We start from the raw sequence: 24,069 nt of genomic DNA, 5'->3' as shown, positions 1-24,069 counted from the left end.
TCGTCCCTAGTTGTCGAGGCCGATCGCGAACGCGGCTTCCAGGTCGTGCTGGGAGTAGGTGCGGAACGCGACGTGCGTGTCCGTGGCCTCCACCCCGGGGATCTTGCTGATCCGCCCCGGAATGATCTCGGCGAGATCCTCGTGCTCCCGCACCCGGACCATCGCGATCAGGTCGTACGTACCGGTGACGGAGAACACCTCGCTCACCGAATCCAGCGAAGCGATCCGCTCCGCGATCTCGGGGATCCGGTCCACGCTGGTCTTGATCAGGACGATCGCGGTGATCACGGCTGTCTCTCTCCCTCGGTGACCGGAGCTGGGGCGGCTTTCACTCTAGTCCCACGGCCGTAACGCACCCACGCGTAGCCGAAGCCCAGCCCGAACCCCACCAGGTGCGCCAGGTACGCCACCCCGGGACCGTCGGAGGCCTGCCCCGCCGCCAGCCATTGCAGGGCCGCCCAGGACGGCAGCACCACCCAGGCCGGGAAGCGCAGCGGCAGGAAGAACAGGAACGGCAGGAGACTGGTCACACGGGCGCGGGGGAAAAGGTAGAGGAACGCTCCGAGGACCGCCGAGACCGCCCCGGAGGCGCCGACCAGCGACTGCTCGGAGGCCGCGTTGGCCGCCGCGTACCCCAGCAGGGCGAGGTAGCCGCAGCCGACGTAGAACAGGGTGAACTCCACCCGGCCCATCCGTTCCTCGGTCATCGCCCCGAAGACGAAGAGGAAGAGCATGTTGCCGAGCAGATGCACCCAGCTGCCGTGCACGAACAGCGCGGTGGCCGGGGTGAGCGCGGCCCCGGCCGGGCCGTCGAACAGCTCGGCCGGGACCACGCCCCAGTGCCGGAAGTACGCCCGCTGCGCGGCGAGCAGCGCGTCCCCGGAGCCGTACCCGGGGACCAGCCCGGAGGCCGGGCCGAGGGCGAAGATCAGACCGCACAGGACGATGAGGCCGTACGTCATCGGTGCCGAGGTGCCCCGGACCGCTCTGAGTGCCCTGCCGACCGCCGTGCTCCAGGTGCTGATCATGACTACAGAGCATGACGTAACGGGACGCTTGCTGACAGACCGCCTCGCCGCCGTGGACGGACGGGCGGCGGGCGCCCGCCAGGCCGTAGGGTTACGGCCACACGCGTCGGGGGACGGCGCGGACCGACACGAGAAGGAAGAGAACAGTCACGATGACGGTTCCCCTGCCGACGGCCACGACACGATGGCGCTGCACCCTGTGCGGCAACCTGACGCGCTTCGACGTGACCCGCTCGTCCAAGGTCGTCGAGTACGTCCACCTCGACCTGGCGGGCGAGCCCACGGTGGAGGAGCGCGAGGTGGTCAGTGAGACCATCGAATCGGTGCGCTGCCGCTGGTGCAACGCGGTGGACCAGGTGGAACTCGTGGACAGGCCGGGCGCCGGCTCCTGAGCGGAGCGGCCCCCGGAGAGGCTTATTCCGGTATTGGGGTGTGACGGATGGTGGAGACCGCAGGCGGGGGGCCGGGCGACGGCACCGCTGAGGTGCTTGACCGTCCGCTGCCCGACGGCGTGCGCAAGCGGGTCGTACAGATCGTGTCGGACGGCTTCGGCGGGCTGACCGTGGCGGAACTACCCGCCCAGCTCAGGCAGTACGCCCGGTTCGCCCCCAATCGCCGGGCGAAGTTCGCCGGGAACGCGATGGCGGCGGCGCTGGAGACCGATGCCCTGTTCCGGCAGCGGATCGGGGAACGGTTCAGAGAGGCGCAGCCGGAACTCGCCGGTGCCCTCGACGCCGGCTCCCCGCCCCCGGCCGCGGACCCGCTCGACGTGGCGGCCGCGGCCTATGTGCTGCGCCCGGCGGGCTGGGTGAAGCTGGTCACCGCGGCCGGCGAGGAGGCCCAGCGCGCGCACGCCGAGCGTGCCGACGAGGAGAACCGGGCCGAGCTGGAGCGGCTGCGCGCGGAGCTGGCGCAGGCCCGCGACCACACCCGCGCGGAGACCGAACGGCTGCGCACGGAGCTCGACTCGGCGAAGAAGGAAGCGGAATCGCTTCACCGCAAGCTGCGCGCCGCCCTCAGTGACGTCAAGCGGGGCGAGGCCGCCCTGCGCAAGGCGCAGGGCGAGATGGACGCCGTACGCGCCGAGGCGCAGGCGCAGGTGTCGGCCGCGGAGAGCGAGTCCCGGCGGCTCAAGGCCCGCCTGGGCGAGGCCGAGGCCGCGCTGGAGGCCACCCGCCGGGCGGCCCGGGAGGGCCGCAGCGTGGAGGACATGCGGGTACGGCTGCTGCTCGACACCCTGCTGGAGGCGACCCAGGGGCTGCGGCGCGAACTGGCCCTGCCGCCGGTGTCCGTGCGCCCGGCCGAGACGGTGGACGCGGTCGAACCGGGCCGGATGACGCCGAAGGACATCGCGGCGCGCGCCCTGTCGGAGAACGATCCGGCCATTCTCGATCAACTGCTCGCCCTGCCGCAGGCGCATCTGGTCGTCGACGGCTACAACGTGACCAAGACCGGCTATCCGCAGATGCCGCTGGAGAAGCAGCGGTTGCGGCTGCTGGGGCAGCTCTCCGCGCTCGCCGCGCAGACCGGGGCCGAGGTGACGTGTGTCTTCGACGGCGCGGAACTGGCCGCGCCGGTGCTGCTCGCGCCGCCGCGCGGGGTGCGGGTGCTGTTCTCCAAGCCGGGCGTCACGGCGGACGAGCTGATCCGCCAGCTGGTGCGCGCGGAGCCGCCGGGCCGTCCGGTGATCGTCGCCTCCACCGACCGCGAGGTGGCCGACGGGGTCGCGAAGGCGGGTGCCCGACCGGTGGCCTCTGCGGTGCTTCTGAAGCGACTGTCCTGAAGGTCCAACGGGCGTAGCGGATGCCCGAATTGGTCGTATCGTCACGCAACGTAGGGTCAACCCGCTCTCACTGCACGTGAGTTGTGTGCAAAGAATGCACTGTGTGACGAGATTTTTTGCTGTGGGATTTGAACTGATCACAACGAGGTCACTAGGGTCTGGGCTCGAACCTCCGAACGGGTGATCACTCACAAGAAGGAGTTCGTCCTCCGTGGCGTCCCACCGTCGACCCAAGCAGCCGAGTCGCACTCGTGTGACCGTGCTGACCACCGCAGCCGCCGCTGCCGTCGCGCTGAGCGCGAACGCCGCCAACGCCGCCCCCAGCGAGAAGCTGAGCAAGGACGAGGTGAAGGCGAAGGTCGACAAGCTCTACGAGCAGGCCGAGCAGGCGACCGAGAAGTACAACGGCGCCAAGGAGAAGCAGCAGAAGCTGCAGAAGGAAATCTCCACCATCCAGGACAACGTCGCCCGTGGCCAGGAGGAGCTCAACAAGCTCCGCGACGGCCTGGGTTCGCTGGCCACCGCCCAGTACCGCTCCGGCGGCATCGACGCCTCGGTCCAGCTCTTCCTGTCGTCCAACCCGGACGACTACCTCGACAAGGCGTCCACGCTCGACCAGTTGAGCAGCCAGCAGGTCGACGCGCTGAAGAAGATCCAGGACAAACAGCGCGAACTCGCCCAGGAGCGGGCGGAGGCCACCGAGAAGCTCAAGGACCTCTCCGCCACCCGCACCGAGCTGGGCAACAAGAAGAAGGAAGTCCAGAGCAAGCTCGCCGAGGCGCAGAAGCTCCTGAACTCCCTGACCGCCAAGGAGAAGGCGCAGCTCGCCGAGGAGCAGCAGCGCGCCAACCGCTCCTCCACCGAGCGCGTGGACCTCGGTGACGCCCCGCCCGCCTCCGGTCGCGCCCAGGCGGCCTTCTCCGCCGCCCAGACCCGGCTCGGCTCGCCCTACGTCTACGGCGCCACCGGCCCCTCCTCCTTCGACTGCTCGGGCCTGACCTCCTGGGCCTACGCCCAGGCCGGCGTCTCCATCCCGCGCACCTCCGAGGCGCAGGCGCAGATCGGCACGAGGATCTACAACCAGAGCGACCTCAAGGTCGGCGACCTGGTCTTCTTCTTCAACGACCTGCACCACGTCGGCCTCTACGCGGGCAACGGCCAGATCCTGCACGCCCCGCGCACCGGCACGGTCGTCCGGTACGAGTCCATGACGACCATCGGTGGCCCGTTCATGTTCGGCGTCCGGGTCTGACACCGGCGACACACGGACACGGTGGCGCCCGAACGGGCGAATCACCGGAACGCGAACTGACTCCACGCCCCGCCGTTGACCTGCGTCAGCGGCGGGGCGTCAGTCTGTGTTGACTCCGAGGTCTTTGGTCCGGGCCCGTCCGCACGGCTACTGTCTGCCGCGTTTCCCCGGCGCCGGGGCCTCCCCGTCCCCAGGCGCCGGGGAAACGGTCTGTGTCCGCCAGCAGTTAGGACTGCCGTGGGGTCCCACCGTCGCCTTGCCCCGTCCGGATTCGACCGGGGTGCCGTCGCCCTGTGCGTGCTGTCGGCCGCCGCCGCGCTGGGCGCCGTACCGGCGCAGGGGGCACCGGGTGCCGGCACCCGGGCCGAGGTGGACCGCCTGTACGAGGAGGCCGAGAAGGCGACCCAGGCCTTCGACAAGGCCGACGAGCACGCCGGCCGGCTGCGCCGGGAGGTCCGGGACGCCCAGGACCACATCGCCCGGCAGCAGCAGCGCGTCAACGACCTGCGGGAGCAGCTCGGTTCGCTGGCCGGCGCCCAGTACCGCTCCGGTGGCATCGACCCGACGGTCGCCCTGCTCTTCTCCGCCGACCCCGACGACTACCTGGACAAGGCGTCCACGCTCGACCGCATCGGCGCCCGGCAGGCCCGCCGGCTGGGGGAGTTGCAGTCGGCGCTGCGCGACCTCGCCCAGGAGCGCGCGGAGGCGGCCGGGAAGCTCGCCGAGCTGGAGAAGAGCCGCAAGGCCGTGGCCGCGCACAAGCGGACCGTGGAGCGGAAGCTGGCCCGGGCCCGGCGGCTGATCAACGCCCTGCCCGCCGCCGACCGCGCGGCCTACGACCGGGCCTCCCGTGACGGCCGCGCCGACCTGCCCGACCTGAGCGGCGTCCCGGCCCCGGACGGCCGCGCCGCGGCGGCCCTGGCCGCCGCCCGCTCCGCCCTCGGCCGGCCCTATGTGTGGGGCGCCAACGGCCCCTCCGGCTTCGACTGTTCCGGCCTGATGCAGTGGGCGTACGGGCACGCCGGGGTCCATCTGCCGCGCACCTCGCAGGAGCAGCGGTTCGCCGGCCGGCAGGTGCCGCTCTCCCAGGCCCGCCCCGGTGACCTGGTCGTCTACCGCTCCGACGCCAGCCATGTGGCGATGTACGCCGGCAACGGCCAGGTCATCCACGCCCCCTATCCCGGTGCTCCGGTGCGCTACGACCCGGTCGGGATGATGCCGGTCTCCTCGGTCACCCGGCCCTGACCGCCCTCCTCGCCGTACGATCGGGAAATGGCTGGTCGCAGGCGGGCGTGGGAGATCGGGGCCGTGGGGCTCGCCCTGCTGCTGCCGCTGACCGGGTGCGGCGGGCGCACGGTGACCGACTCCGCGCGGGCCGAGGTGCAGCGGGTGCTCGACCGGCGCGCGGCGGCCCTGCTCGGCCACGACGAGACGGCGTACGGCGCGACCGGCACCCGCACCGAGTACACCCGGCTGCGCGCCCTCCCGCTGTCCTCCTGGAGCTACCGGGTCACCGCCGTGCGCCGCACCCCCTCGGGCGCCACCGCCGACGCCGACCTGCGCTACCGCGTCGCCGGCTACGACAAGGCCCCGGTCGACGCCCGCCGCACCCTCACCCTGGGCCGCGCCGCCGACGGCCACTGGTACGTCACCGCCGACAAGCCCGCCCGGAAGGCCGGGCAGCAGTTGTGGGACCAGGGCACGGTGACCGCCGTCAGGGGCGCGCACAGTCTGGTGCTCGGCGCCGGGGGGTCCGCCGCCGGCCTGAGGCCGTACGCGCGGCTGGCCGACCGGGCGGTCCCGGCCGTCTCCGGGGCGTGGGGCCGGGACTGGAGCCGCCGGATCGTCGTCCTCGTACCCCCGTCCCTGGAGGGCATGGCGGCGCTGCTCGGCTCGCCCGCCGCCGACTACCGGGGCATCGCGGCCGTCACCACGGGCGAGACGGGCGGCTCCGGCCCGTCGCCGGCGGACCGGGTGCTGGTCAACCCGGAGGCGTACGCCGTGCTCGGGGACGCCGGCAAGCAGGTCGTCCTGACCCACGAGACGACCCATGTCGCCACCCGGGCGGACACCACCGCCGCCACCCCGCTGTGGCTCTCCGAGGGCTACGCCGACTGGATCGGCTATCTGGGCACCGGCCGCACCCCGGCCGAGATCGCGCCGGAGCTGACCCGGGCCGTCCAGGACGGTCAGGTGCCCGACGCGCTGCCCGGCGACGGGGACTTCGCCTTCACCCGCGAGCCGACCCGGCTCGCGCAGGCCTACGAGGGCGGCTGGCTGGCCTGCCGGATGATCGCCGAGCGGTGGGGCGCGGACCGGCTCAGCGCCTTCTACCGGGCCGTCGGCGCCCACGGGAAGCGGGCGGGCGCGGTGGAGGAGGCACTTCGGAAGGTGCTCGGGACGACCCCGGAAGAGTTCACCGCGCGCTGGCGCGACTACGTCACGAACCGGCTCGGCTGAGCACGGCGGCCTGCCCGGCGCGGCCCGCTCGATCAGGGACGGCACCCGGCGGCGGACGGCGGCCCTCCGACTGCCCTTGGGCGCCCGGCGTCAGGAGGACACCGGGGCCCCCGTGGGGCGGGTGGTCTGAGGCGGGAAGGGGGCGGTGGCGCGGGGCGGGGCGGTCGCGCGCCACAGCCGGCGGGCCGCCGTGACCGTGGCCGCGACCAGCAGGCCGTTGCGGACCACCAGGAGCGTGACGCCGTACCAGTCGCTCGTCACCACGTGCGAGAAGCCCAGCGGGAACTCCAGGACCGTCACGAGGGACGCGAGGAGACAGAGCAGCGCGGGCGGTCCCATGCGGCTGGCCCGGTACGACAGGCACACGGCGGCCAGGCCGATCAGCCACACCAGGTACTGCGGGCTGATCACCCGGCTGGTCACCGTGAACAGCAGCACCGCCGTCAGGGCCGCGTCGGCGAGGGTGTGCGGCGCGAACCGGGTCGCGCGCAGCCGCCACAGCAGCAGCCAGCCGAACGCGGCCCCGGTCAGCGCCAGCGCGGCCGTGCTGACCTGGTCGACGTGCGGGCCCAGGAACTCGATCGAGCCGTAGTTCAGCAGCACCTCGCCCCGCCAGCCGAAGTGCCGGGCCACGTGGAAGACCAGGGCGCCCAGCGACTCCACCTCGGTGCCCCGGTCCCGCTGGAAGGTCAGGAACGCGAAGGCGCCCGGCATCGACACCGTGAACAGCAGCGCCAGACCCGCCGCGGTCACCACCGCCGACGCCCACGCCCGCCGCCGTACGGCACCGACCAGCAGCAGCGCCGGCCACACCTTCAGCAGGGCGCCGAAGGCCGTCAGGGCGCCCATCACCCGCGGGTGCCGGGTGCCGGCCAGCAGCGCCGCCACGGCCACCGCGGTCACCATCACGTCGTAGCGGGCGTACACCGTCGGCCCGAGCAGCGGCACGCCCGCCACCCACGCCCAGGCCCCGCGCGGCGACCGGTCCGGCCGTCCGCCCGCGTACCGCAGCAGGGCCAGCACGACGGCGTCGGCGAGGCAGGCCAGCACGAAGAAGGCGTGCGCGTACGACAGGAAGGGCAGGACGCCGGGGGAGAGCACGGGGAGGGCCGCGGCGGGCGGGTACTGCCAGGTCACGTCGTCCAGCGGAAACGTTCCTTGACGCAGGACCTCGTACCAGCCGCGGTAGATCACCGACACGTCCGAGGTGACGTCCGGGCCCGGGAAGGCGAACACCCGGAACACGAACAGCAGCAGCACCGCACGGGTGACGACCCAGGTCGCGAGCAGCCATGCCAGGGACCGCCCGGCACCCTTCGTCTCCACCTGATCCCCCTGCCGTCCGGTTCCGCGTCGACCGCCGTGCCGTTCGCATCGCTGCGAGCGTCCATGATGTCGTGCACACCTGTGCGCATGCCACAGGCTCGGCCGCGCCCGACCGGGAACGCCCCGTTCGGTAGGGTCGGCGGCGATGCACAAGACCCTGATCGTCACCAACGACTTCCCGCCCCGGCCGGGCGGCATCCAGGCCTTCCTGCACAACATGGCCCTGCGCCTGGACCCCGGCCGGCTGGTCGTCTACGCCTCCACCTGGAAGCGCGGCCGGGAGGGCGCCGAGGCCACCGCCGCCTTCGACGCCGAGCAGCCCTTCACCGTCGTACGCGATCGTACGACCATGCTGCTGCCCACACCGGGGGCCACCCGACGGGCGGTCGGGCTGCTCCGCGAGCACGGGTGCGCCTCCGTGTGGTTCGGCGCGGCGGCACCGCTGGGCCTGATGGCGCCGGCGCTGCGGAAGGCCGGCGCCGAACGGCTGGTGGCCACCACCCACGGGCACGAGGCCGGCTGGGCCCAGCTCCCCGCCGCCCGGCAACTGCTGCGCCGGATCGGCGAGTCCACGGACACGATCACCTACCTCGGCGAGTACACCCGCTCCCGGATAGCGACCGCCCTCACGCCCCAGGCGGCCTCGCGGATGGCGCAGCTGCCGCCCGGCGTCGACGAGAAGACCTTCCACCCCGGGTCCGGCGGTGACGAGGTGCGCGCCCGGCTCGGGCTCACCGACCGCCCGGTGGTCGTCTGCGTCTCCCGGCTGGTCCCGCGCAAGGGCCAGGACACCCTGATCCGGGCCATGCCCCGCATCCTGGCCGCCGAGCCGGACACCGTCCTGCTCATCGTCGGCGGCGGACCGTACGAGAAGGACCTGCGCCGCCTCGCCCACGAGACGGGGGTCGCCGGCTCGGTGCGCTTCACGGGCGCCGTGCCCTGGTCCGAGCTGCCCGCGCACTACGGCGCCGGGGACGTCTTCGCCATGCCCTGCCGCACCCGGCGCGGCGGCCTGGACGTGGAGGGCCTCGGCATCGTCTACCTGGAGGCGTCGGCGACCGGCCTGCCGGTCGTCGCGGGCGACTCGGGCGGCGCCCCGGACGCGGTCCTGGACGGCGAGACGGGCTGGGTGGTCCGGGGCGGCTCGGTGGACCAGACCGCCGAACGGATCGTGGCGCTGCTGGCCGACGCCGAACTGCGCCGCCGCATGGGGGAGCGGGGCCGCCGGTGGGTGGAGGAGCGGTGGCGCTGGGACCTGCTGGCCGAGCGGCTGAAGGCGTTGCTCTGAACCGTGCCGGCAGCCTGCCGGCACGGGCTGGGAGCACTGGGCCGGCCCGTACCCCGCGATCAGCAGGAAACCGGGCGGGCGACGTTCTCGTACGGCGCCTTCTCCGGCGGGGTGCGGCTCGGCCGGACCGCCGCCCGGAGCGCCGACCCCCTCACGGCCCTCGCCGAACGCACCATGGCGCGGGTCCTCGCCGAGGACACCGCGCCATGAGGCACCGATCAGCTCACGGGGCGTGGAGCGCCGCCCGTCACTTGGCGTAGATCGCCTCGATCTCGTCCGAGTAGTCCTTCGCCACCACGTTCCGCTTGAGCTTCAGCGACGGGGTGAGGTGGCCCGACTCCTCCGTGAACTGGGAGGGCAGGATGCGGAACTTCCGCACCGATTCCGCCTTCGACACCGCGGCGTTGCCGTCGTCCACGGCCGCCTGGACCGCCGCGAGCAGGTCCGGGTCGTCCTTCAGCGAGGCCGCGGTGGCGCCCGCCGGCTTGCCGTGCTCGGCGCACCAGCGGCCCAGGAACTCCTCGTCGATGGTGACCAGCGCGCCCACGAACGGCCGCCCGTCGCCCACCACCATGCACTCCGCGACCAGCGCGTGCGCCCGGATCCGGTCCTCGATCACCGCCGGGGCCACGTTCTTGCCGCCCGCCGTGACGATGATCTCCTTCTTCCGGCCGGTGATCCTCAGATAGCCGTCCTCGTCGAGGGTGCCGATGTCACCGGTGTGGAACCAGCCGTCGGCCAGCGCCTCCGCCGTCGCGCCGGGGTTGTTCCAGTACTCCTTGAACAGGTGCTCGCCGTGCAGCAGCACCTCGCCGTCGTCCGCGATCCGCACCACCGAGCCGGGCAGCGGCTGCCCGACCGTGCCGATCTTCTGCCGGTCCCACGGGTTGAACGCGGTCGCCGCGCAGGACTCGGTCAGGCCGTAGCCCTCCAGCACCGTGAAGCCGATGCCCCGGAAGAAGTGCCCGAGCCGCTCGCCCAGCGGGGCGCCGCCGGAGATGGCGTACTCGCCCCGCCCGCCCAGGACCGCGCGCAGCTTGCTGTAGACCAGCTTGTCGAAGACCTTGTGCTTGAGCTTCAGACCGAACGACGGGCCCGACGGGCTGTCCAGCGCTTTGCTGTAGGCGATCGCGGTGTCCGCCGCCTTGTCGAAGATCGCGCCCTTGCCGTCCGCCTGCGCCTTGGCCCGCGCCGAGTTGTAGACCTTCTCGAAGACCCGCGGCACGCCGAGGATCAGGGTCGGCCGGAACGCGGCCAGTTCGTCGGTGAGGTTCTTGATGTCCGGGACGCAGCCCAGCTTGATCGGCGCCATCATCGGCGCCACCTGCACCAGCCGCCCGAAGACGTGCGCGAGCGGCAGGAAGAGCAGGACGGAGCACTCACCGGTGCGGAACAGCGGGCGCAGCCGCTCCACGACGTTCCCGCACTCGGCGAAGAAGCTGCGGTGGGTCAGGGCACAGCCCTTGGGGCGCCCGGTCGTGCCGCTGGTGTAGACGATGGTCGCCGGGTCGTCGGCCTTGGCGAGCGAGCTGCGCTCCTCCACCGTCGCGTCCGACACGTCCTGCCCGAGCCGGCCCAGCTCCGCGACGCCCCCGGCCTCGATCTGCCAGACGTGCTTCAGCGCGGGCAGCGACTCGCGCACCGTCTCCACGGCCGCCACGTGGTTGTCGAGCTCCACGATGCAGGCGGTGGCGCCCGAGTCGGACAGGATCCACTGCACCTGCTCCGGCGAGCTGGTCTCGTACACCGGCACGGTGATCGCGCCCGCGCTCCAGATCGCGAAGTCCAGCAGTGTCCACTCGTAGCGCGTCCGCGACATCAGGCCCACCCGGTCGCCCGGCTGCACGCCGGAGGCGATGAGACCCTTGGCGGCGGTGCGCACCTCGGCCAGGAACTCCCGGGCGGTCACGTCCTGCCAGGCACCTCCCACCTTGCGGGCGATCACGGCGACGTCGGGATGCTGCGCGGCGTTTCTGCGGACGATGTCGGTCAGATTCCCGTCCGCGGGGACCTCGTACAAAGCCGGAAGGCTGAACTCGCGCAAGACTGCTGCTCCTCATAGGGCGCCGGCGCCACGACGTTGTGCGATGCGACGGTGCGGTCCAAGGCTCGGGCAAGTGCTCCGGAACAACATGAGGATTCACATGTTGAAATCCTGAGCACGACTGGACTGCCCGGACGTTACCCGCCGGTATGGCGTCTACGACAGGGGGTCCCGGCGAGATGTTCGCTGCGTCACACACCTGGGTGTTCCTTCGCGCACAGTAGTCCACGGCCGAACCGACCGGCGAGTAACCGCAGGCCGGACCGGCACTGTTCACCTGGACCGCACACGCCTACGCTTGATCGCCATGGCATCCCCACGTTCCGGCACCCGGCGCACGCGCGTCCATGTGGTCAGCGACGTGCACGGCAACGCCCGCGACCTGGCCCGGGCCGGCGACGGTGCCGACGCCCTGATCTGCCTCGGCGACCTCGTCCTCTTCCTCGACTACGCCGACCACGCGCGCGGGATCTTCCCCGACCTGTTCGGCAAGGAGAACGCCGACCGCATCGTCGAACTGCGCACCGCCCGCCGCTTCGAGGAGGCCCGCGCCTTCGGCGCCCGGCTGTGGGCCGGGATCGGCGCCGACCGGGCCACGGCCATCGAGAAGGCCGTGCGCAAGCAGTACGCCGAGCTGTTCGCCGCGTTCCCCGCCCCGACGTACGCCACCTACGGAAATGTCGACATGCCGACGCTCTGGCCGGAGTACGCCCGGCCCGGCACCACGGTCCTCGACGGCCAGCGGGTGGAGATCGGCGGGTGGACCTTCGGCTTCGTCGGCGGCGGCCTGCGCACCCCGATGCGGACGCCGTACGAGATCAGCGACGAGGAGTACGCGGCGAAGATCGAGGCCGTCGGCGAGGTCGACGTCCTGTGCACCCACATCCCGCCGGAGGTGCCCGAACTGGTCTACGACACCGTGGCCCGCCGCTTCGAGCGGGGCAGCCGGGCCCTGCTGGACGCCATCCGCCGCACCCGGCCCCGGTACGCCCTGTTCGGGCACGTGCACCAGCCGCTGGTACGCCGGATGCGGATCGGCGCCACCGAGTGCGTGAACGTGGGGCACTTCGCCGGGACCGGCACGCCCTGGGCACTCGAATGGTGAGGCCCGGCGGGCGCGGTGAAGGTGGCGGGCCGACGGCGCGGTAGCCTTCACGCTGCACACACGTGCGCAGCCCGGCGCACACGAACCTCTCCCACCCGGCCCGCATCTGGAGGAGCCACGGCGATGGCGGAACACACCAGTTCGAGCATCACGATCGAGGCCGCTCCGGCCGACGTCATGGCGGTGATCGCCGACTTCGCGCGCTACCCGGACTGGACCGGTGAGGTGAAGGAGGCGGACGTCCTCGCCACGGACGAGCGGGGCCGCGCCGAACAGGTCCGCCTCGTCATGGACGCCGGCGCCATCAAGGACGACCAGACCCTCGCCTACACCTGGACCGGCGAGCACGAGGTCTCCTGGACCCTCGTCAAGTCCCAGATGCTCCGTTCCCTCGACGGCTCCTACCTGCTGAAGCCGGCCGGCGCGGGCGCCACCGAGGTCACCTACCAGCTCACGGTCGACGTCAAGATCCCCATGCTGGGCATGATCAAGCGCAAGGCGGAGAAGGTCATCATCGACCGGGCACTGGCGGGTCTGAAGAAGAGGGTCGAGTCGGGGGAGGAGTAGACGCCTCCCTCCGCCCCCCCGCGCACGGCGGTACCGTTCACCGTCATGCGCACCATCCTGATCACGGGCCCCGGCGGCAGCGGTCGTACGACCGTGGCCGCCGCCACCGCGCTCGAAGCCGCCCGCGAGGGCCATCGCACCCTCCTGCTGAGCGCCGACCGCACGGACACCCCCGGCACCGCCCTGGGCACCGCGACAGGACCGGTCCCCACCGAGGTCACCCCGCGCCTCGGCGCCTGGCGGCCCGACGCCGCCGAACGCTTCCGCCAGGACCTCACCGCCTTCCAGACCCGCGCCGCGAACGTCCTCGACCTCCTCGGCGCAGCCCGCCTGGACGCCGAGGAGGTCACCCCGCTGCCCGGCGCGGAGGAACTGTCCTTCCTGCGCGCGCTGCGGGACGCGGCCCTGTCCGAGCGGTACGACCTCCTCGTCGTCGACCTGCCGCCCCTCCCGCAGGCCCTCGCCCTGCTCGCCCTGCCCGAGGAACTGCGCCGCTACCTGCGCCGCCTCCTGCCGCCCGAACGGCAGGCCGCCCGCGCCCTGCGCCCGGTCCTCGGCCGTCTCGCCGGCGTCCCCATGCCCGCCGACTGGCTCTACGAGACGGCGGCCCGCTGGGACGTCGAACTGGCCGCCGTCGAGGCGGTCCTCACCGACCGGAACACCGCCGTACGCCTGGTCGCCGAGCCCGGCCCGGCCGGCGCCGACGCCGTCCGCACCGCCACCCTCGGCCTCGCCCTGCGCGCCCTGCGCACCGAGTCCCTGATCGCCAACCGCGTCCTGCCCGAGACCGCCCCCGACGGCTGGCTCTCCTCGCTGCTGGCCCAGCAGCGCAAGACGCTCGCCGAGTGGCAGGAGTCGTACGACGTCCACCCCGTCCCGCACCTCGGCCACGACCCGCACGGCCCGGACGACCTCACCGCCCTCGCCGTGCCCGGCGTCAACCCGGCGACCACCCCGGTCGGGTGGCCCGTCACCGACCGGCTCGCCGAGGACGGCGTGCTGGTCTGGCACCTCCCGCTGCCCGGCGCGATACGGGACGAGCTGGACCTCATCCGGCGCGGCGACGAACTCCTGATCACCGCGGGCCCGTTCCGCCGGATCGTTCCCCTGCCCTCCGCCCTGCGCCGGTGCACCGTCGCCGGCGCCGGACTCCGGGACGGCGAGCTGCGCATCCGGTTCGCCCCGGACCCGGATCTGTGGCCCGCCGCCGGACGGTGAACGGGCACGCCCGTTCGGGTAACGTCGTAAAGGCGAACCGTCGTCAGGAGCCGCCATGAGCGAAGAGCGTCCCGCACCCGACCCTTCCCCGGAGGAGCCGGCGAAGGCGACCGACGCCGACGCCTGGGCCACGGCCGCCGCCGAGGACCTCGCCGCCGAGCAGGCCCGCCGTCGCGCCGAGTACGGCCCGCCGCCGGGCTCGGCGGCCGAGGAACTGAAGAAGCTCGTGGACACGGTGGCCGACAAGCTGGCCGGCCTCCAGTCACCGCTCCTCGGTGGCCTCGCCGGACCCGCCGCCCAGCAGGTGGTGCGGCAGGTCGTCCAGCAGGCGAAGGCCGCCGTCGAGCCCGTCATAGACCGCAACCCGGACGTCTTCGACCACCTGGCCGCGGCGGGCGGCGAACTGCTCGCCGCCTACCGCTCCGCCGTCCAGGCCCAGGAGCGCCGCTGGACCACCGGCACGGCCGACCCGGCGCGGGACCGGAAGGACCCGCGCGACCCGGGCGAGGGCACCGGCCCAGGAGAACGCATCGACCTGGACTGAAACCCTCGCACGGCAGGGCCTCGGGTACGGTTGGCCGTAGCGGGGCTCGACCGAAACTGAGGGATTCATGGGACTCACCATCGGCGTCGACATCGGCGGCACGAAGATCGCGGCCGGCGTGGTCGACGAGGAAGGCAACATCCTCTCGACCTTCAAGGTGCCGACCCCCACCACGCCCGAGGCCATCGTGGACGCCATCGCCTCGGCGGTGGAGGGCGCGCGCGCCGGGCACGAGATCGTCGGCGTGGGTATCGGCGCGGCCGGTTACGTCAACCGGCAGCGCTCCACGGTGTACTTCGCGCCGAACATCGACTGGCGCAACGAGCCGCTCAAGGAGAAGGTCGAGGCACGCACCGGCCTCCCGGTCGTGGTCGAGAACGACGCCAACGCCGCCGCCTGGGGCGAGTACAAGTTCGGCGCCGGCAAGGGCCACCGCAACGTCATCTGCATCACGCTCGGCACCGGCCTCGGCGGCGGCATCATCATCGGCAACAAGCTGCGCCGCGGCCACTTCGGCGTGGCCGCCGAGTTCGGCCACATCCGGATGGTGCCGGACGGCCTGCTGTGCGGCTGCGGCTCGCAGGGCTGCTGGGAGCAGTACGCCTCCGGCCGCGCCCTGGTCCGCTACGCCAAGCAGCGCGCCAACGCCACCCCGGAGAACGCCGACCTGCTGCTCTCGCTGGGCGACGGCACCCCGGAGGGAATCGAGGGCAAGCACATCTCCATGGCCGCCCGCCAGGGCGACCCCGTCGCCGTCGACTCCTACCGCGAGCTGGCCCGCTGGGCCGGCGCCGGCCTCGCCGACCTGGCCTCCCTCTTCGACCCGTCCGCCTTCATCGTCGGCGGTGGCCTGTCCGACGAGGGCGAGCTGGTCCTCGACCCCATCCGCAAGTCCTACAAGCGCTGGCTGGTCGGTGGCAACTGGCGCCCGGTCGCCGATGTGATCGCGGCCCAGCTGGGCAACAAGGCGGGCATGGTGGGCGCGGCGGACCTGGCCCGGGAGCCCGACCCGATCATGTAGTGCCCGAAGGGGCGCGGGGAACGGCGCGACGAACCGCAACGATGCCGGCGGTCGCCCACCGTCCTCGCGCCCCGGCCCATGGGGCGTAGATTGATCCACATGGCGCTGCTCCCCAACTCCGCAACAGAGCCCGACGGTTCCGCGGTCATCCGCGTCCTGAGCTACAACATCCGCTCGATGCGCGACGACACGGACGCTCTGGCGAGGATCATCACCGCCTGCGCCCCCGACCTGGTCCTCCTCCAGGAGGCCCCCCGCTTCTTCCGCTGGCGCAAGAAGCTGGCGCGGCTCGCAGCGGCCTCCGGCCAGGTCATCCTCACCGGCGGCGCCACGGCGGCGGGACCGGCGGTCCTGTGCTCCCTGCGCGCCACCGTCGAGCGCACGGAGGACGTCCTCCTGCCGCTCACCCCCGGCCTCCACCGGCGCGGCTTCGCCACGGCGGTGGTGCGCTTCGGCGCCGCCCGCCTCGGCGTGCTCAGCTGCCATCTGTCGCTCCAGCCGGACGAGCGCCACGAGCAGGGCGGCCTGCTCCTCGACCGCCTCGCCGCACTCGGTGTCGAGCACGCCGTCGCGGGCGGCGACCTCAACGAGGGCCCCGACGGCCGTACCTTCCGCCGGCTCGCCGAGACCCTCCAGGACTGCCGTGCGACCGCTCCCTGGGGCGGCGAGTTCACCTCCACGCCCACCGACCCCCGCCGCCGCATCGACGCGGTCTTCGCGACCAAGGGCATCGAGGTGCTGGGCTGCGGGGTGCCCCTGGACCAGCCGGGCGTGCGCGAGGCGGACCTGAGGGCGGCCACGGACCACCTCCCGGTCCTCGCGGCCCTCAGAATCCCGGCGTGAGCCTCGGGTCCCGGCGTGAGCCCTCAGAATCCCGGCGTGAGCCCTCGGGTCCCGGCTTTGGCCGTCGGGTCCGGCGTGAGCGCTCCGGGCCCCGGTGTGAGCTTCGCGTCCCCGCGTGAGCCTCGGGTCCCGGCTTCAGCCCGCTGGTCCCGGCGTGAGCCCGCTGGTCCCGGCCTGAGCCCTCGGATCCCGGCCTGAGCCGGTTCAGACCACCGCGCCGCGCCCGGGGTCGTCGTCCTCCTCGTCGTCCGTCCGCATCCGCGTCACCAGCGTCACGAAGCCGCCGAGGAAGCCGCCGATGCCGAGGGTCGCCAGCCACCAGGTCATGTCCCAGCCGAGCAGCACCGCCAGCAGGAGCAGGACCGGGCCGCCGACCACGCCGAGCCAGGCGAACCTGGCGGTCGTGTCCGTGGTCGGCAGCGGGGGCGGCTCCGGCGGCACGAAGTGGCCCTCGTCGTCCTCGTCGAAGTCGTCGTCGGACGGCTCGGGCGCCGTGTAGTCCCGCGGGCCGATACCGGGCGCGAAGGAGACCGAGCCGCCCAGCGGCCGGGCGGGCTGCCGGTCCGCGGAGTCCTCCGGGTCGCCGCGGGACTCGCCCTCCTGGTCCTTCGCCACGTTCTTCTCCAGCAGCGCGAGATCCTCGACCGGCTTGAAGGGCCGGGCGCCCGGCGGGTCCGGCGGCTCCTCGCCGTACCCGGCGACGATGGCGCGCCAGGCGGCGTCCTCGTCGAACGGCACCTCCTGCCGGTCCGGCTCGCGGGCCTCGTGACCGCCCTGGCCCTCGCGGTCCTCGCGGCCCTCACGGTCGGAGTCGTGCTCAGCCAACTGCGGCCGTCCCTTCCTTGCCGACACTGGGTGCGAGCCGGCCGATGAAGGCGAGGCTCTCCTCGAAGATCCGGTCCGCGTCGTTGTCCAACGTCGCCACGTGGTAGCTGTGTTCCAGCACGATCTCCGTGACGTCGGCGGCCGACACCCGGCTCAGCACCCGCGCCGAGTCGGCCGCCGGGACGACATGGTCCCGGGCGCTGCGCAGCAGCAGCAACGGCTGGGTGACCTGGGGCAGCTCGCCGTCCAGCCGGCGCAGGAACACCCGCAGGGAGTGCGCCGCGTGCAGCGGCACCCGGTCGTAGCCCAGCTCGGCCGCGCCCTCCTTCGCGATGTCGCTGGCGATGCCCTTCGTCGTCCGCACCAGGTGCCGGGCCACCGGCAGGGCGTACGCCGACAGGCCGTGCACCTTGTTGGCCGGGTTGACGACCACCGCGCCCGCGACCCGCTCGCCGTGCCGGGCCGCGAGCCTCAGGGCCAGCGCCCCGCCCATCGACAGACCCGCCACGAACACCCGGGAGCAGCGTTCGGCGAGCAGCCGCAGTTCGCGGTCCACCTGCGCGTACCAGTCCTGCCAGGTGGTGAGCTGCATGTCCTCCCAACGGGTGCCGTGGCCGGGCAGCAGCGGCAGGGAGACGGTCAGGCCGTGGGCCGCGTGGTGCTCCGCCCAGGGGCGCAGCGACTGGGGCGAGCCGGTGAAGCCGTGGCAGAGGAGAACCCCCACCTCACCGCCCTCGTGGCGGTACGGCTCGGCTCCGGGGAGAACTGGCATGTGGTTCACCGTACGCGACCGCACTGACACCGACCAGGGTCGTCGGGCTCATTGACGGTCCTCCGGGTTAAGGTCTCCTCGACGGAAACAGGAGGCACACGGGTGTTGTACGGCGCGATGAAGGTCGCCATCGGGGGGCCGCTGAAGGTCGCCTTCAGGCCATGGGTGGAGGGCCTGGAGAACGTTCCGGCCACGGGCCCGGCGATCCTGGCCAGTAATCACCTGTCCTTCTCGGACTCGTTCTTCCTGCCGGTGGTGCTGGACCGCAAGGTCACCTTCATCGCCAAGGCGGAGTACTTCACCACCCCGGGCGTGAAGGGCCGGCTCACCGCCGCCTTCTTCAAGGGCGTCGGCCAGCTCCCGGTGGACCGCTCCGGGGCGCGTGGCGCCGGTGAGGCGGCGATCAGGAGCGGCATAGAGGTGCTGGAGCGCGGCGAGCTCTTCGGCATCTACCCGGAGGGCACCCGTTCGCCCGACGGGCGGCTGTACCGGGGCAAGCCCGGCGGCCTCGCGCGCGTGGCCCTCGCCACCGGCGCGCCCGTCATCCCCGTGGCCATGATCGACACGGAGAAGATCCAGCCGCCCGGCCAGGTCGTGCCGAAGCTGATGCGGCCCGGCATCCGCATAGGCAAGCCCCTGGACTTCAGCCGGTACCAGGGCATGGAGCACGACCGGTTCGTGCTGCGGGCGCTGACCGACGAGGTCATGTACGAGATCATGAAGCTCTCCGGCCAGGAGTACGTCGACATCTACGCGACCGCCGCCAAGCGGCAGATCGCGGAGGCGGCGAAGGCGGCGAAGGAGGCGGAGAAGGCCGAGAAGGCGGCGAAGGCCGCCAAGGAGCAGGCCGAGCCCTAGACGGGCACAACGGGGAGCCGGGGGGAACCGGGGGACATGCCGAAGCGTGAACGCGTCATGCGCATGTCGGTCGAGCTGCCGCTGTGGCGGGCGCTCGCCGGCTACCGCGTCCTGACCATGCTGTACGCGATCGGCCTGTGCGCCACCGCGTACGACCACTTCAGGCGGCCCTGGGTCGCCGTGGCCTACTACGCCGTCCTGGCCGTGTGGACCCTCGCCACCCTGCCCAAGGTGGCGGGCGCGGCGAGCTGCACCCGGCGCTTCCTGGCCGCCGACCTGACCGTCGCCCTCGTCGGCATCCTGCTCACCCCGGTCGCCGACAGCCACGAGCGGATCGCGGGCGGTGGCCCCACCCTGCCGTCGATATGGACGGCGGGCGCGGTGCTGGCCTTCGCCGTCAAGGGCGGCTGGCGCTGGGCGGCCGTCGCCTCCACGGCCGTGGCCGCCGTCAACCTGGTCGAGCGCGGCCACCCGGCCCGGGACACCGTGCACAACGTGATCCTCGTCTGGGTGGCCTCCATCGCCATCGGCTACGTGGTGGAGGTGGCCCGCGCCTCCGAGCGCACCCTCGCCCGCGCGCTGGAGATCGAGGCCGCCACCCGGGAGCGGGAGCGGCTGGCCCGGGACATCCACGACAGCGTGCTCCAGGTGCTGGCGATGGTGAAGCGCCGGGGCGCGGCCCTCGGCGGCGAGGCGGCCGAACTGGGCCGGCTGGCCGGGGAGCAGGAGGTGGCGCTGCGCACGCTGGTGTCGGGCGGCCTGGTCCCGGTGTCCCGGGTCTCGGAGGACCTGGCGGCCGGCGCCGTGGTCCGCGCGGTGGAGGAGCCGGACGAGGACGACCCGGCCGGCCCGGTCGACCTGCGCTCCCTGCTCGCCCGGTACGCGTGCGCCCGGGTCAGCCTCGCCGAGCCCGGTGCACCGGTGCTGCTGCCGTCGGCCGCGGCCCGCGAGGTGGCCGCCGCGGTCGGGGCCGCCCTGGACAACGTGCGCCTGCACGCGGGGGCCGAGGCCCGGGCCTGGATCCTGGTGGAGGACGAGCCGGACGAGGTCGTCGTCACCGTCCGGGACGACGGCCCCGGCATCCCCGAGGGCCGGCTGGCGCAGGCCGAGGGCGAGGGCCGGCTGGGGGTGGCCCAGTCGATCCGGGGCCGGCTGCGCGACCTCGGCGGCAGCGCCGAGATCGTCTCCGTACCCGGACAGGGCACGGAAGTGGAACTGAAGGTACCGAAGGGCGCCGTGCGGGCGCGGGGGAAGAAGGCGGAGCAGCGATGACACAGCAGGACCCGATCAAGGTCATGGTGGTGGACGACCACCCGATGTGGCGTGACGCGGTCGCCCGTGACCTGGCCGAGTCCGGCTTCGAGGTGGTCGCCACCGCCGGCGACGGCGAGCAGGCGGTCCGCCGCGCCAAGGCCGCCGCCCCCGACGTCCTCGTGCTGGACCTCAACCTGCCGGCCAAGCCCGGCGTCCAGGTGTGCAAGGAACTCGTCGGCCACAACCCGGCGTTGCGCGTCCTCGTCCTCTCGGCGAGCGGCGAGCACGCGGACGTGCTGGAGGCCGTGAAGTCCGGCGCGACCGGCTACCTGCTGAAGTCGGCCTCCACCGAGGAACTGCTCGACGCGGTGCGCCGTACCGCCGTCGGCGACCCGGTGTTCACGCCGGGCCTCGCCGGGCTGGTCCTCGGCGAGTACCGGCGGCTGGCCGCCGAGCCCGCGCCCGCGCCGGACGCCGACGAGCCGGGCGCCCCCCGGCTGACGGACCGGGAGACGGAGGTGCTGCGGCTGGTGGCGAAGGGCCTGAGCTACAAACAGATCGCCGAACGCCTCGTCATCTCCCACCGCACGGTGCAGAACCACGTGCAGAACACCCTCGGCAAGCTCCAGCTGCACAACCGGGTGGAGCTGGTGCGGTACGCGATCGAGCGCGGCCTGGACGAGGAGTAGGACCGGCACGGCCCGCTTCCGGCCGTGCACCGGAATCACCCTTCCCGCCTCTCCCGGTGTGACCTGAATCACCATTAGCGTGACCGGGTGTCAGGGAACCGCTGCGAAGGGACATTTCCATGCGGGTCGGAGTACTGACCGGAGGCGGCGACTGCCCCGGGCTCAACGCCGTCATCCGGGGCATCGTCCGCAAGGGCGTGCAGGAGTACGGCTATGACTTCGTCGGCTTCCGGGACGGCTGGCGGGGTCCCCTGGAAGGCGACACCGTCCGTCTCGACATCCCCGCGGTGCGCGGCATCCTGCCCCGCGGCGGCACCATCCTCGGCTCCTCGCGGACCAACCCCCTCAAGGTCGACGACGGCATCCGCCGGATCAAGGACAACCTGGCCAAGCTGGACGTCCAGGCCCTCATCGTGATCGGTGGCGAGGACACCCTGGGCGTCGCCGCGCGGTTGTCCGGCGAGTACGGGGTGCCCTGCGTCGGAGTGCCGAAGACGATAGACAACGACCTGGCGGCCACCGACTACACCTTCGGCTTCGACACCGCCGTCAACATCGCCACCGAGGCCATCGACCGGCTGCACACCACCGCCGAGTCCCACATGCGGGTCCTCGTGGTGGAGGTGATGGGCCGGCACGCCGGCTGGATCGCCCTCCACTCCGGCCTGGCCGGCGGCGCCAACGTCATCCTCATCCCCGAGCAGCGCTTCGACATCGAGCAGGTCTGCGACTGGGTGACCTCCCGGTTCCGGGCGTCGTACGCGCCGATCGTGGTCGTCGCCGAGGGCGCCGTGCCGAAGGACGGCGACATGGTGCTCAAGGACCGGTCGCGGGACTCCTTCGGGCACGTCCGGCTGTCCGGGGTGGGCGAGTGGCTGGCCAAGGAGATCGAGAGGCGCACCGGGAAGGAGGCCCGTACGACGGTCCTCGGGCACGTCCAGCGCGGCGGCACCCCGAGCGCCTTCGACCGCTGGCTCGCCACCCGCTTCGGTCTGCACGCCATCGACTGCGTCCACGACGGCGACTTCGGCACGATGGTCGCCCTGCGCGCCACCGACATCGTCCGCGTCCCCCTGGCCGAGGCGACGGCCCGGCTGAAGACGGTGGACCCGAAGCTGTACCAGGAGATCGGGGTGTTCTTCGGCTGACGGCGGCGCCCGGCGGCTACACGGTCGTGCGGCGCAGCTGACCGATCAGCTCCCGTACGACCGCCGCGCCGTTCAGGGTCAGCACCGACTCGGGGTGGAACTGCACGCCCGCGAAGCCGGGGCCCCGCAGGGCGTGCACCTCGCCGTTGGCCGCGCGGCTCACCTCGACGCCGTGCGCCGCCAGTTCGCGGGCCGCCTCCTCGTCGCACCGCGCGACGAAGCTGTTGTAGAACCCGACCGTCTCCGGCCGCCCGAACAGGTCGATCTCCGTCTGCGCCCCCTGGTACGGCACCTCCTTGCGGACCAGCTCCAGACCCAGCTCGGCCGCGACCAGCTCATGCCCCAGGCAGACGCCCAGCACCCCGTGCCGGTGCTCGCGGATCACGGTGGCCACCAGCTCGCGCAGGAAGCGCATCTTCGGATCGGCCCCGTCACGCGGGTCACCCGGACCGGGGCCCAGCACCACCGGCCCCCGGTGCGCGAGCACCGCAGCCCGCAGTCCCGGCTCGTCGTACCGCCGTACCGTCACCTCCAGGCCGCCCGAGCGCAGCACGTGCGCCAGCATCGCCGTGAAGGTGTCCTCGCCGTCGACCACCAGCGCGTGGCCGGCCGGCTCCGGCACGCGCTCCTGCATCCGCAGCCAGAACGGCGCGAGCCCGGCCCGGCGCCCGTCCAGCGCGGCCCGCACCCGCGGATCGTCGGCCAGCCGCGCAGGCTCCCGCTCCGCCCGCGGCCGGGACGGCCGTACCCCGAGGGCGGCCAGCACGCCCGCCGCCTTCGCATGGGTCTCGGCGACCTCGCCCGCAGGATCGGAGCCGCGCACCAGCGTCGCCCCCACCGGGACGCGCAGCCGGCCGTCGGCACAGATGTCGGCGGTGCGGATCAGGATGGGGGAGTCGAGGGTCTGCGCGCCCCCGGAGTCCCGCCCGAGCAGGGCGAGCGCCCCGGCGTAGTACCCGCGTCCACCGGCCTCGTGCCGCTCGATCACCCGGCACGCGTTCTGCACCGGCGACCCGGTCACCGTCGCCGCGAACATGGTCTCCCGCAGCACCTCCCGCACGTCCAGCGAGGACTTGCCGCGCAGCTCGTACTCGGTGTGCGCGAGGTGCGCCATCTCCTTCAGCCGCGGGCCGACCACGACCCCGCCCATGTCGCCGACGGTGCACATCATCTTGAGCTCCTCGTCGACGACCATCGACAGCTCCTCGATCTCCTTGCCGTCGGCGAGGAAGCCGAGCAGGTGCTCGGGGGTCGGCCCCTCGGCGGGATAGCGGTACGTCCCGCTGATCGGGTTCATCACGACGGTCCCGCCGCTCATCCGCACGTGCACCTCCGGACTCGCGCCCACCAGCGTCCGGTCCCCGGTGTGCACCACGAACGTCCAGTACGCGCCCCGCTCGCCCTCCAGCAGCCGCCGGAACAGCGCGAGCGCGTCCGCGCGGCCGAAGCCGGGGATCTCGCCCTCGTAGGTGCGCCGGATCACGAAGTTCGCGCCCTCGCCCCGCCCGATCTCCTCGCGCAGCACCCGACCGACGGTCTCCGCGTACTCCTCGTCGCCCACGTCGAAGCCGCCGCCCTCGACCCGTACGTCGTGCGCGGGGAGCTGGGCCAGGGCCTCGTCCAGCGGCAGCGTGTGCGTCTCCTGCGGGGTCAGCACCAGCAGCGGGGTGCCGTCGTCGCGGACGTCGAAGCCGCGCTCGCGGATCTGCCGGAACGGGACCAGGGCGAGACCCTCGTCGGGCAGGTCGGCGAGCCGGTCCCGGCTGGTCACCGGGCCGAGCAGTACCTCCACCAGGTGCTCGTCACGGCCCGGGGTGCGGCGGCGGAGCAGGGCGAAGGGGCGGGGATCGGACAGCAGGTCCATGAGGTCCACGGGTCGGGTTCCTTCTGAGTCGTCTGACGGAGAGGAACGGCCCCGGACACACCGAAGGCCGCCCCTCGGGCGGCCTTCGCGAAGTCTTGCGTACGCGCTAGTCAGTGGGCCGCCGGATGAGCGGTCCACCACCAGTTCTGGGTCGAAAGCGCGAACATGCCGTGCAGCCTA

Annotated in this window: 25 protein-coding genes; 17 read left to right on the top strand and 8 right to left on the bottom strand. The window is 73.0% G+C overall.

The genetic code is table 11. The annotated features are described in order from the left end of the window. Window positions 1–6: 6 nt before the first annotated feature. Both C3492_RS28305 and C3492_RS28300 read right to left on the bottom strand, forming a co-directional pair. On the bottom strand, window positions 7–288 hold the full coding sequence (locus C3492_RS28305; RefSeq protein WP_014672228.1) for an Lrp/AsnC family transcriptional regulator: 282 nt from the start codon (window positions 286–288) through the stop codon (window positions 7–9). After that, the gene (locus C3492_RS28300; protein ID WP_181140591.1) at window positions 285–1,028 is read right to left on the bottom strand and encodes a rhomboid family intramembrane serine protease; all 744 of its coding nucleotides are present in this window, start codon (window positions 1,026–1,028) and stop codon (window positions 285–287) included. Before C3492_RS28300 ends, C3492_RS28305 begins: the two co-directional genes overlap by 4 nt. 152 nt (window positions 1,029–1,180) lie before the next feature. Here C3492_RS28300 and C3492_RS28295 point away from each other — a divergent pair, with 152 nt between their 5' ends. From C3492_RS28295 to C3492_RS28275, 5 genes are all read left to right on the top strand, one after another. Further along, window positions 1,181–1,420 carry a hypothetical protein gene (locus C3492_RS28295; protein ID WP_014672226.1) on the top strand — a complete coding sequence of 80 codons (240 nt, stop codon included), beginning with the start codon at window positions 1,181–1,183 and terminating at the stop codon, window positions 1,418–1,420. Window positions 1,421–1,467: 47 nt separating this feature from the next. Next, the gene (locus C3492_RS28290; protein ID WP_103815338.1) at window positions 1,468–2,811 is read left to right on the top strand and encodes an NYN domain-containing protein; all 1,344 of its coding nucleotides are present in this window, start codon (window positions 1,468–1,470) and stop codon (window positions 2,809–2,811) included. A gap of 211 nt (window positions 2,812–3,022) precedes the next feature. Beyond that, a complete protein-coding gene (locus C3492_RS28285; protein ID WP_103815336.1) occupies window positions 3,023–4,063 on the top strand; it encodes a C40 family peptidase in 1,041 nt (346 codons plus the stop codon). Between the two features lie 237 nt (window positions 4,064–4,300). Then, a complete protein-coding gene (locus tag C3492_RS28280; RefSeq protein WP_181140590.1) occupies window positions 4,301–5,308 on the top strand; it encodes an NlpC/P60 family protein in 1,008 nt (335 codons plus the stop codon). Between the two features lie 27 nt (window positions 5,309–5,335). Further along, on the top strand, window positions 5,336–6,523 hold the full coding sequence (locus tag C3492_RS28275) for a hypothetical protein (protein ID WP_181140589.1): 1,188 nt from the start codon (window positions 5,336–5,338) through the stop codon (window positions 6,521–6,523). 90 nt (window positions 6,524–6,613) lie between these two features. Here the strand turns inward: C3492_RS28275 and C3492_RS28270 are convergent, their stop codons facing one another. Then, window positions 6,614–7,849 (bottom strand): glycosyltransferase family 87 protein, encoded by a 1,236-nt coding sequence (locus tag C3492_RS28270; RefSeq protein WP_103815330.1) that lies wholly within the window; start codon window positions 7,847–7,849, stop codon window positions 6,614–6,616. Window positions 7,850–7,994: 145 nt separating this feature from the next. Here C3492_RS28270 and C3492_RS28265 point away from each other — a divergent pair, with 145 nt between their 5' ends. Next, entirely contained in the window at window positions 7,995–9,137 is a 1,143-nt protein-coding gene (locus tag C3492_RS28265; RefSeq protein ID WP_103815328.1) for a glycosyltransferase family 4 protein, read from the top strand. A gap of 3 nt (window positions 9,138–9,140) precedes the next feature. Continuing rightward, window positions 9,141–9,347 (top strand): hypothetical protein, encoded by a 207-nt coding sequence (locus tag C3492_RS44805; RefSeq protein WP_181140588.1) that lies wholly within the window; start codon window positions 9,141–9,143, stop codon window positions 9,345–9,347. 37 nt (window positions 9,348–9,384) lie between these two features. Here the strand turns inward: C3492_RS44805 and C3492_RS28255 are convergent, their stop codons facing one another. Then, entirely contained in the window at window positions 9,385–11,181 is a 1,797-nt protein-coding gene (locus C3492_RS28255; RefSeq protein ID WP_103815326.1) for a long-chain fatty acid--CoA ligase, read from the bottom strand. Between the two features lie 307 nt (window positions 11,182–11,488). On the opposite strand from C3492_RS28255, the gene C3492_RS28250 reads away from it, so the two are divergent. From C3492_RS28250 to C3492_RS28225, 6 genes are all read left to right on the top strand, one after another. Continuing rightward, on the top strand, window positions 11,489–12,286 hold the full coding sequence (locus tag C3492_RS28250) for a metallophosphoesterase (protein ID WP_103815324.1): 798 nt from the start codon (window positions 11,489–11,491) through the stop codon (window positions 12,284–12,286). Window positions 12,287–12,409: 123 nt separating this feature from the next. Further along, complete coding sequence (locus tag C3492_RS28245; protein ID WP_103815322.1) at window positions 12,410–12,853, top strand: SRPBCC family protein; 444 nt, start codon at window positions 12,410–12,412, stop codon at window positions 12,851–12,853. A gap of 45 nt (window positions 12,854–12,898) precedes the next feature. Beyond that, window positions 12,899–14,071, top strand: coding sequence for an ArsA family ATPase (locus C3492_RS28240; protein ID WP_103815320.1), 1,173 nt, complete (start codon window positions 12,899–12,901; stop codon window positions 14,069–14,071). 55 nt (window positions 14,072–14,126) lie between these two features. Then, window positions 14,127–14,615, top strand: coding sequence for a DUF5304 domain-containing protein (locus C3492_RS28235; protein WP_103815318.1), 489 nt, complete (start codon window positions 14,127–14,129; stop codon window positions 14,613–14,615). A gap of 67 nt (window positions 14,616–14,682) precedes the next feature. Next, entirely contained in the window at window positions 14,683–15,636 is a 954-nt protein-coding gene (locus C3492_RS28230) for an ROK family glucokinase (protein WP_103815316.1), read from the top strand. A 99-nt stretch (window positions 15,637–15,735) separates the two neighbouring features. Next, a complete protein-coding gene (locus C3492_RS28225; protein WP_103815314.1) occupies window positions 15,736–16,479 on the top strand; it encodes an endonuclease/exonuclease/phosphatase family protein in 744 nt (247 codons plus the stop codon). A 204-nt stretch (window positions 16,480–16,683) separates the two neighbouring features. Here the strand turns inward: C3492_RS28225 and C3492_RS28220 are convergent, their stop codons facing one another. Then, on the bottom strand, window positions 16,684–17,304 hold the full coding sequence (locus tag C3492_RS28220) for a hypothetical protein (protein ID WP_103815312.1): 621 nt from the start codon (window positions 17,302–17,304) through the stop codon (window positions 16,684–16,686). Then, a complete protein-coding gene (locus C3492_RS28215; RefSeq protein ID WP_103815310.1) occupies window positions 17,297–18,076 on the bottom strand; it encodes a carboxylesterase in 780 nt (259 codons plus the stop codon). Before C3492_RS28215 ends, C3492_RS28220 begins: the two co-directional genes overlap by 8 nt. Before the next feature lie 105 nt (window positions 18,077–18,181). On the opposite strand from C3492_RS28215, the gene C3492_RS28210 reads away from it, so the two are divergent. From C3492_RS28210 to C3492_RS28195, 4 genes are all read left to right on the top strand, one after another. Next, the gene (locus tag C3492_RS28210) at window positions 18,182–18,934 is read left to right on the top strand and encodes a 1-acyl-sn-glycerol-3-phosphate acyltransferase (protein ID WP_103815364.1); all 753 of its coding nucleotides are present in this window, start codon (window positions 18,182–18,184) and stop codon (window positions 18,932–18,934) included. A gap of 36 nt (window positions 18,935–18,970) precedes the next feature. Continuing rightward, window positions 18,971–20,206, top strand: coding sequence for a MacS family sensor histidine kinase (gene macS / locus C3492_RS28205; RefSeq protein WP_103815308.1), 1,236 nt, complete (start codon window positions 18,971–18,973; stop codon window positions 20,204–20,206). After that, on the top strand, window positions 20,203–20,877 hold the full coding sequence (locus tag C3492_RS28200) for a response regulator transcription factor (RefSeq protein WP_014672207.1): 675 nt from the start codon (window positions 20,203–20,205) through the stop codon (window positions 20,875–20,877). The genes macS and C3492_RS28200 overlap by 4 nt, the downstream gene beginning before the upstream one ends. Window positions 20,878–20,996: 119 nt before the next feature. Further along, window positions 20,997–22,025, top strand: a complete 1,029-nt coding sequence (locus tag C3492_RS28195) for a 6-phosphofructokinase (protein WP_103815306.1) — start codon at window positions 20,997–20,999, stop codon at window positions 22,023–22,025. 16 nt (window positions 22,026–22,041) lie between these two features. On the opposite strand, the gene C3492_RS28190 is transcribed toward C3492_RS28195, so the two are convergent. Together C3492_RS28190 and C3492_RS46970 are read right to left on the bottom strand one after the other, a co-directional pair. Further along, entirely contained in the window at window positions 22,042–23,898 is a 1,857-nt protein-coding gene (locus C3492_RS28190) for an anthranilate synthase family protein (protein WP_103815304.1), read from the bottom strand. A gap of 101 nt (window positions 23,899–23,999) precedes the next feature. After that, window positions 24,000–24,056, bottom strand: a complete 57-nt coding sequence (locus C3492_RS46970; RefSeq protein ID WP_078912442.1) for a trp operon leader peptide — start codon at window positions 24,054–24,056, stop codon at window positions 24,000–24,002. Window positions 24,057–24,069: the final 13 nt, after the last annotated feature.

It is taken from the genome of Streptomyces sp. Ru62 (genome assembly GCF_002920615.1).
Taxonomy (GTDB): Bacteria; Actinomycetota; Actinomycetes; order Streptomycetales; family Streptomycetaceae; genus Streptomyces.
Note: the sequence above shows the minus strand (reverse complement) of the source record. Positions and strands in the feature narration are given on the sequence as shown.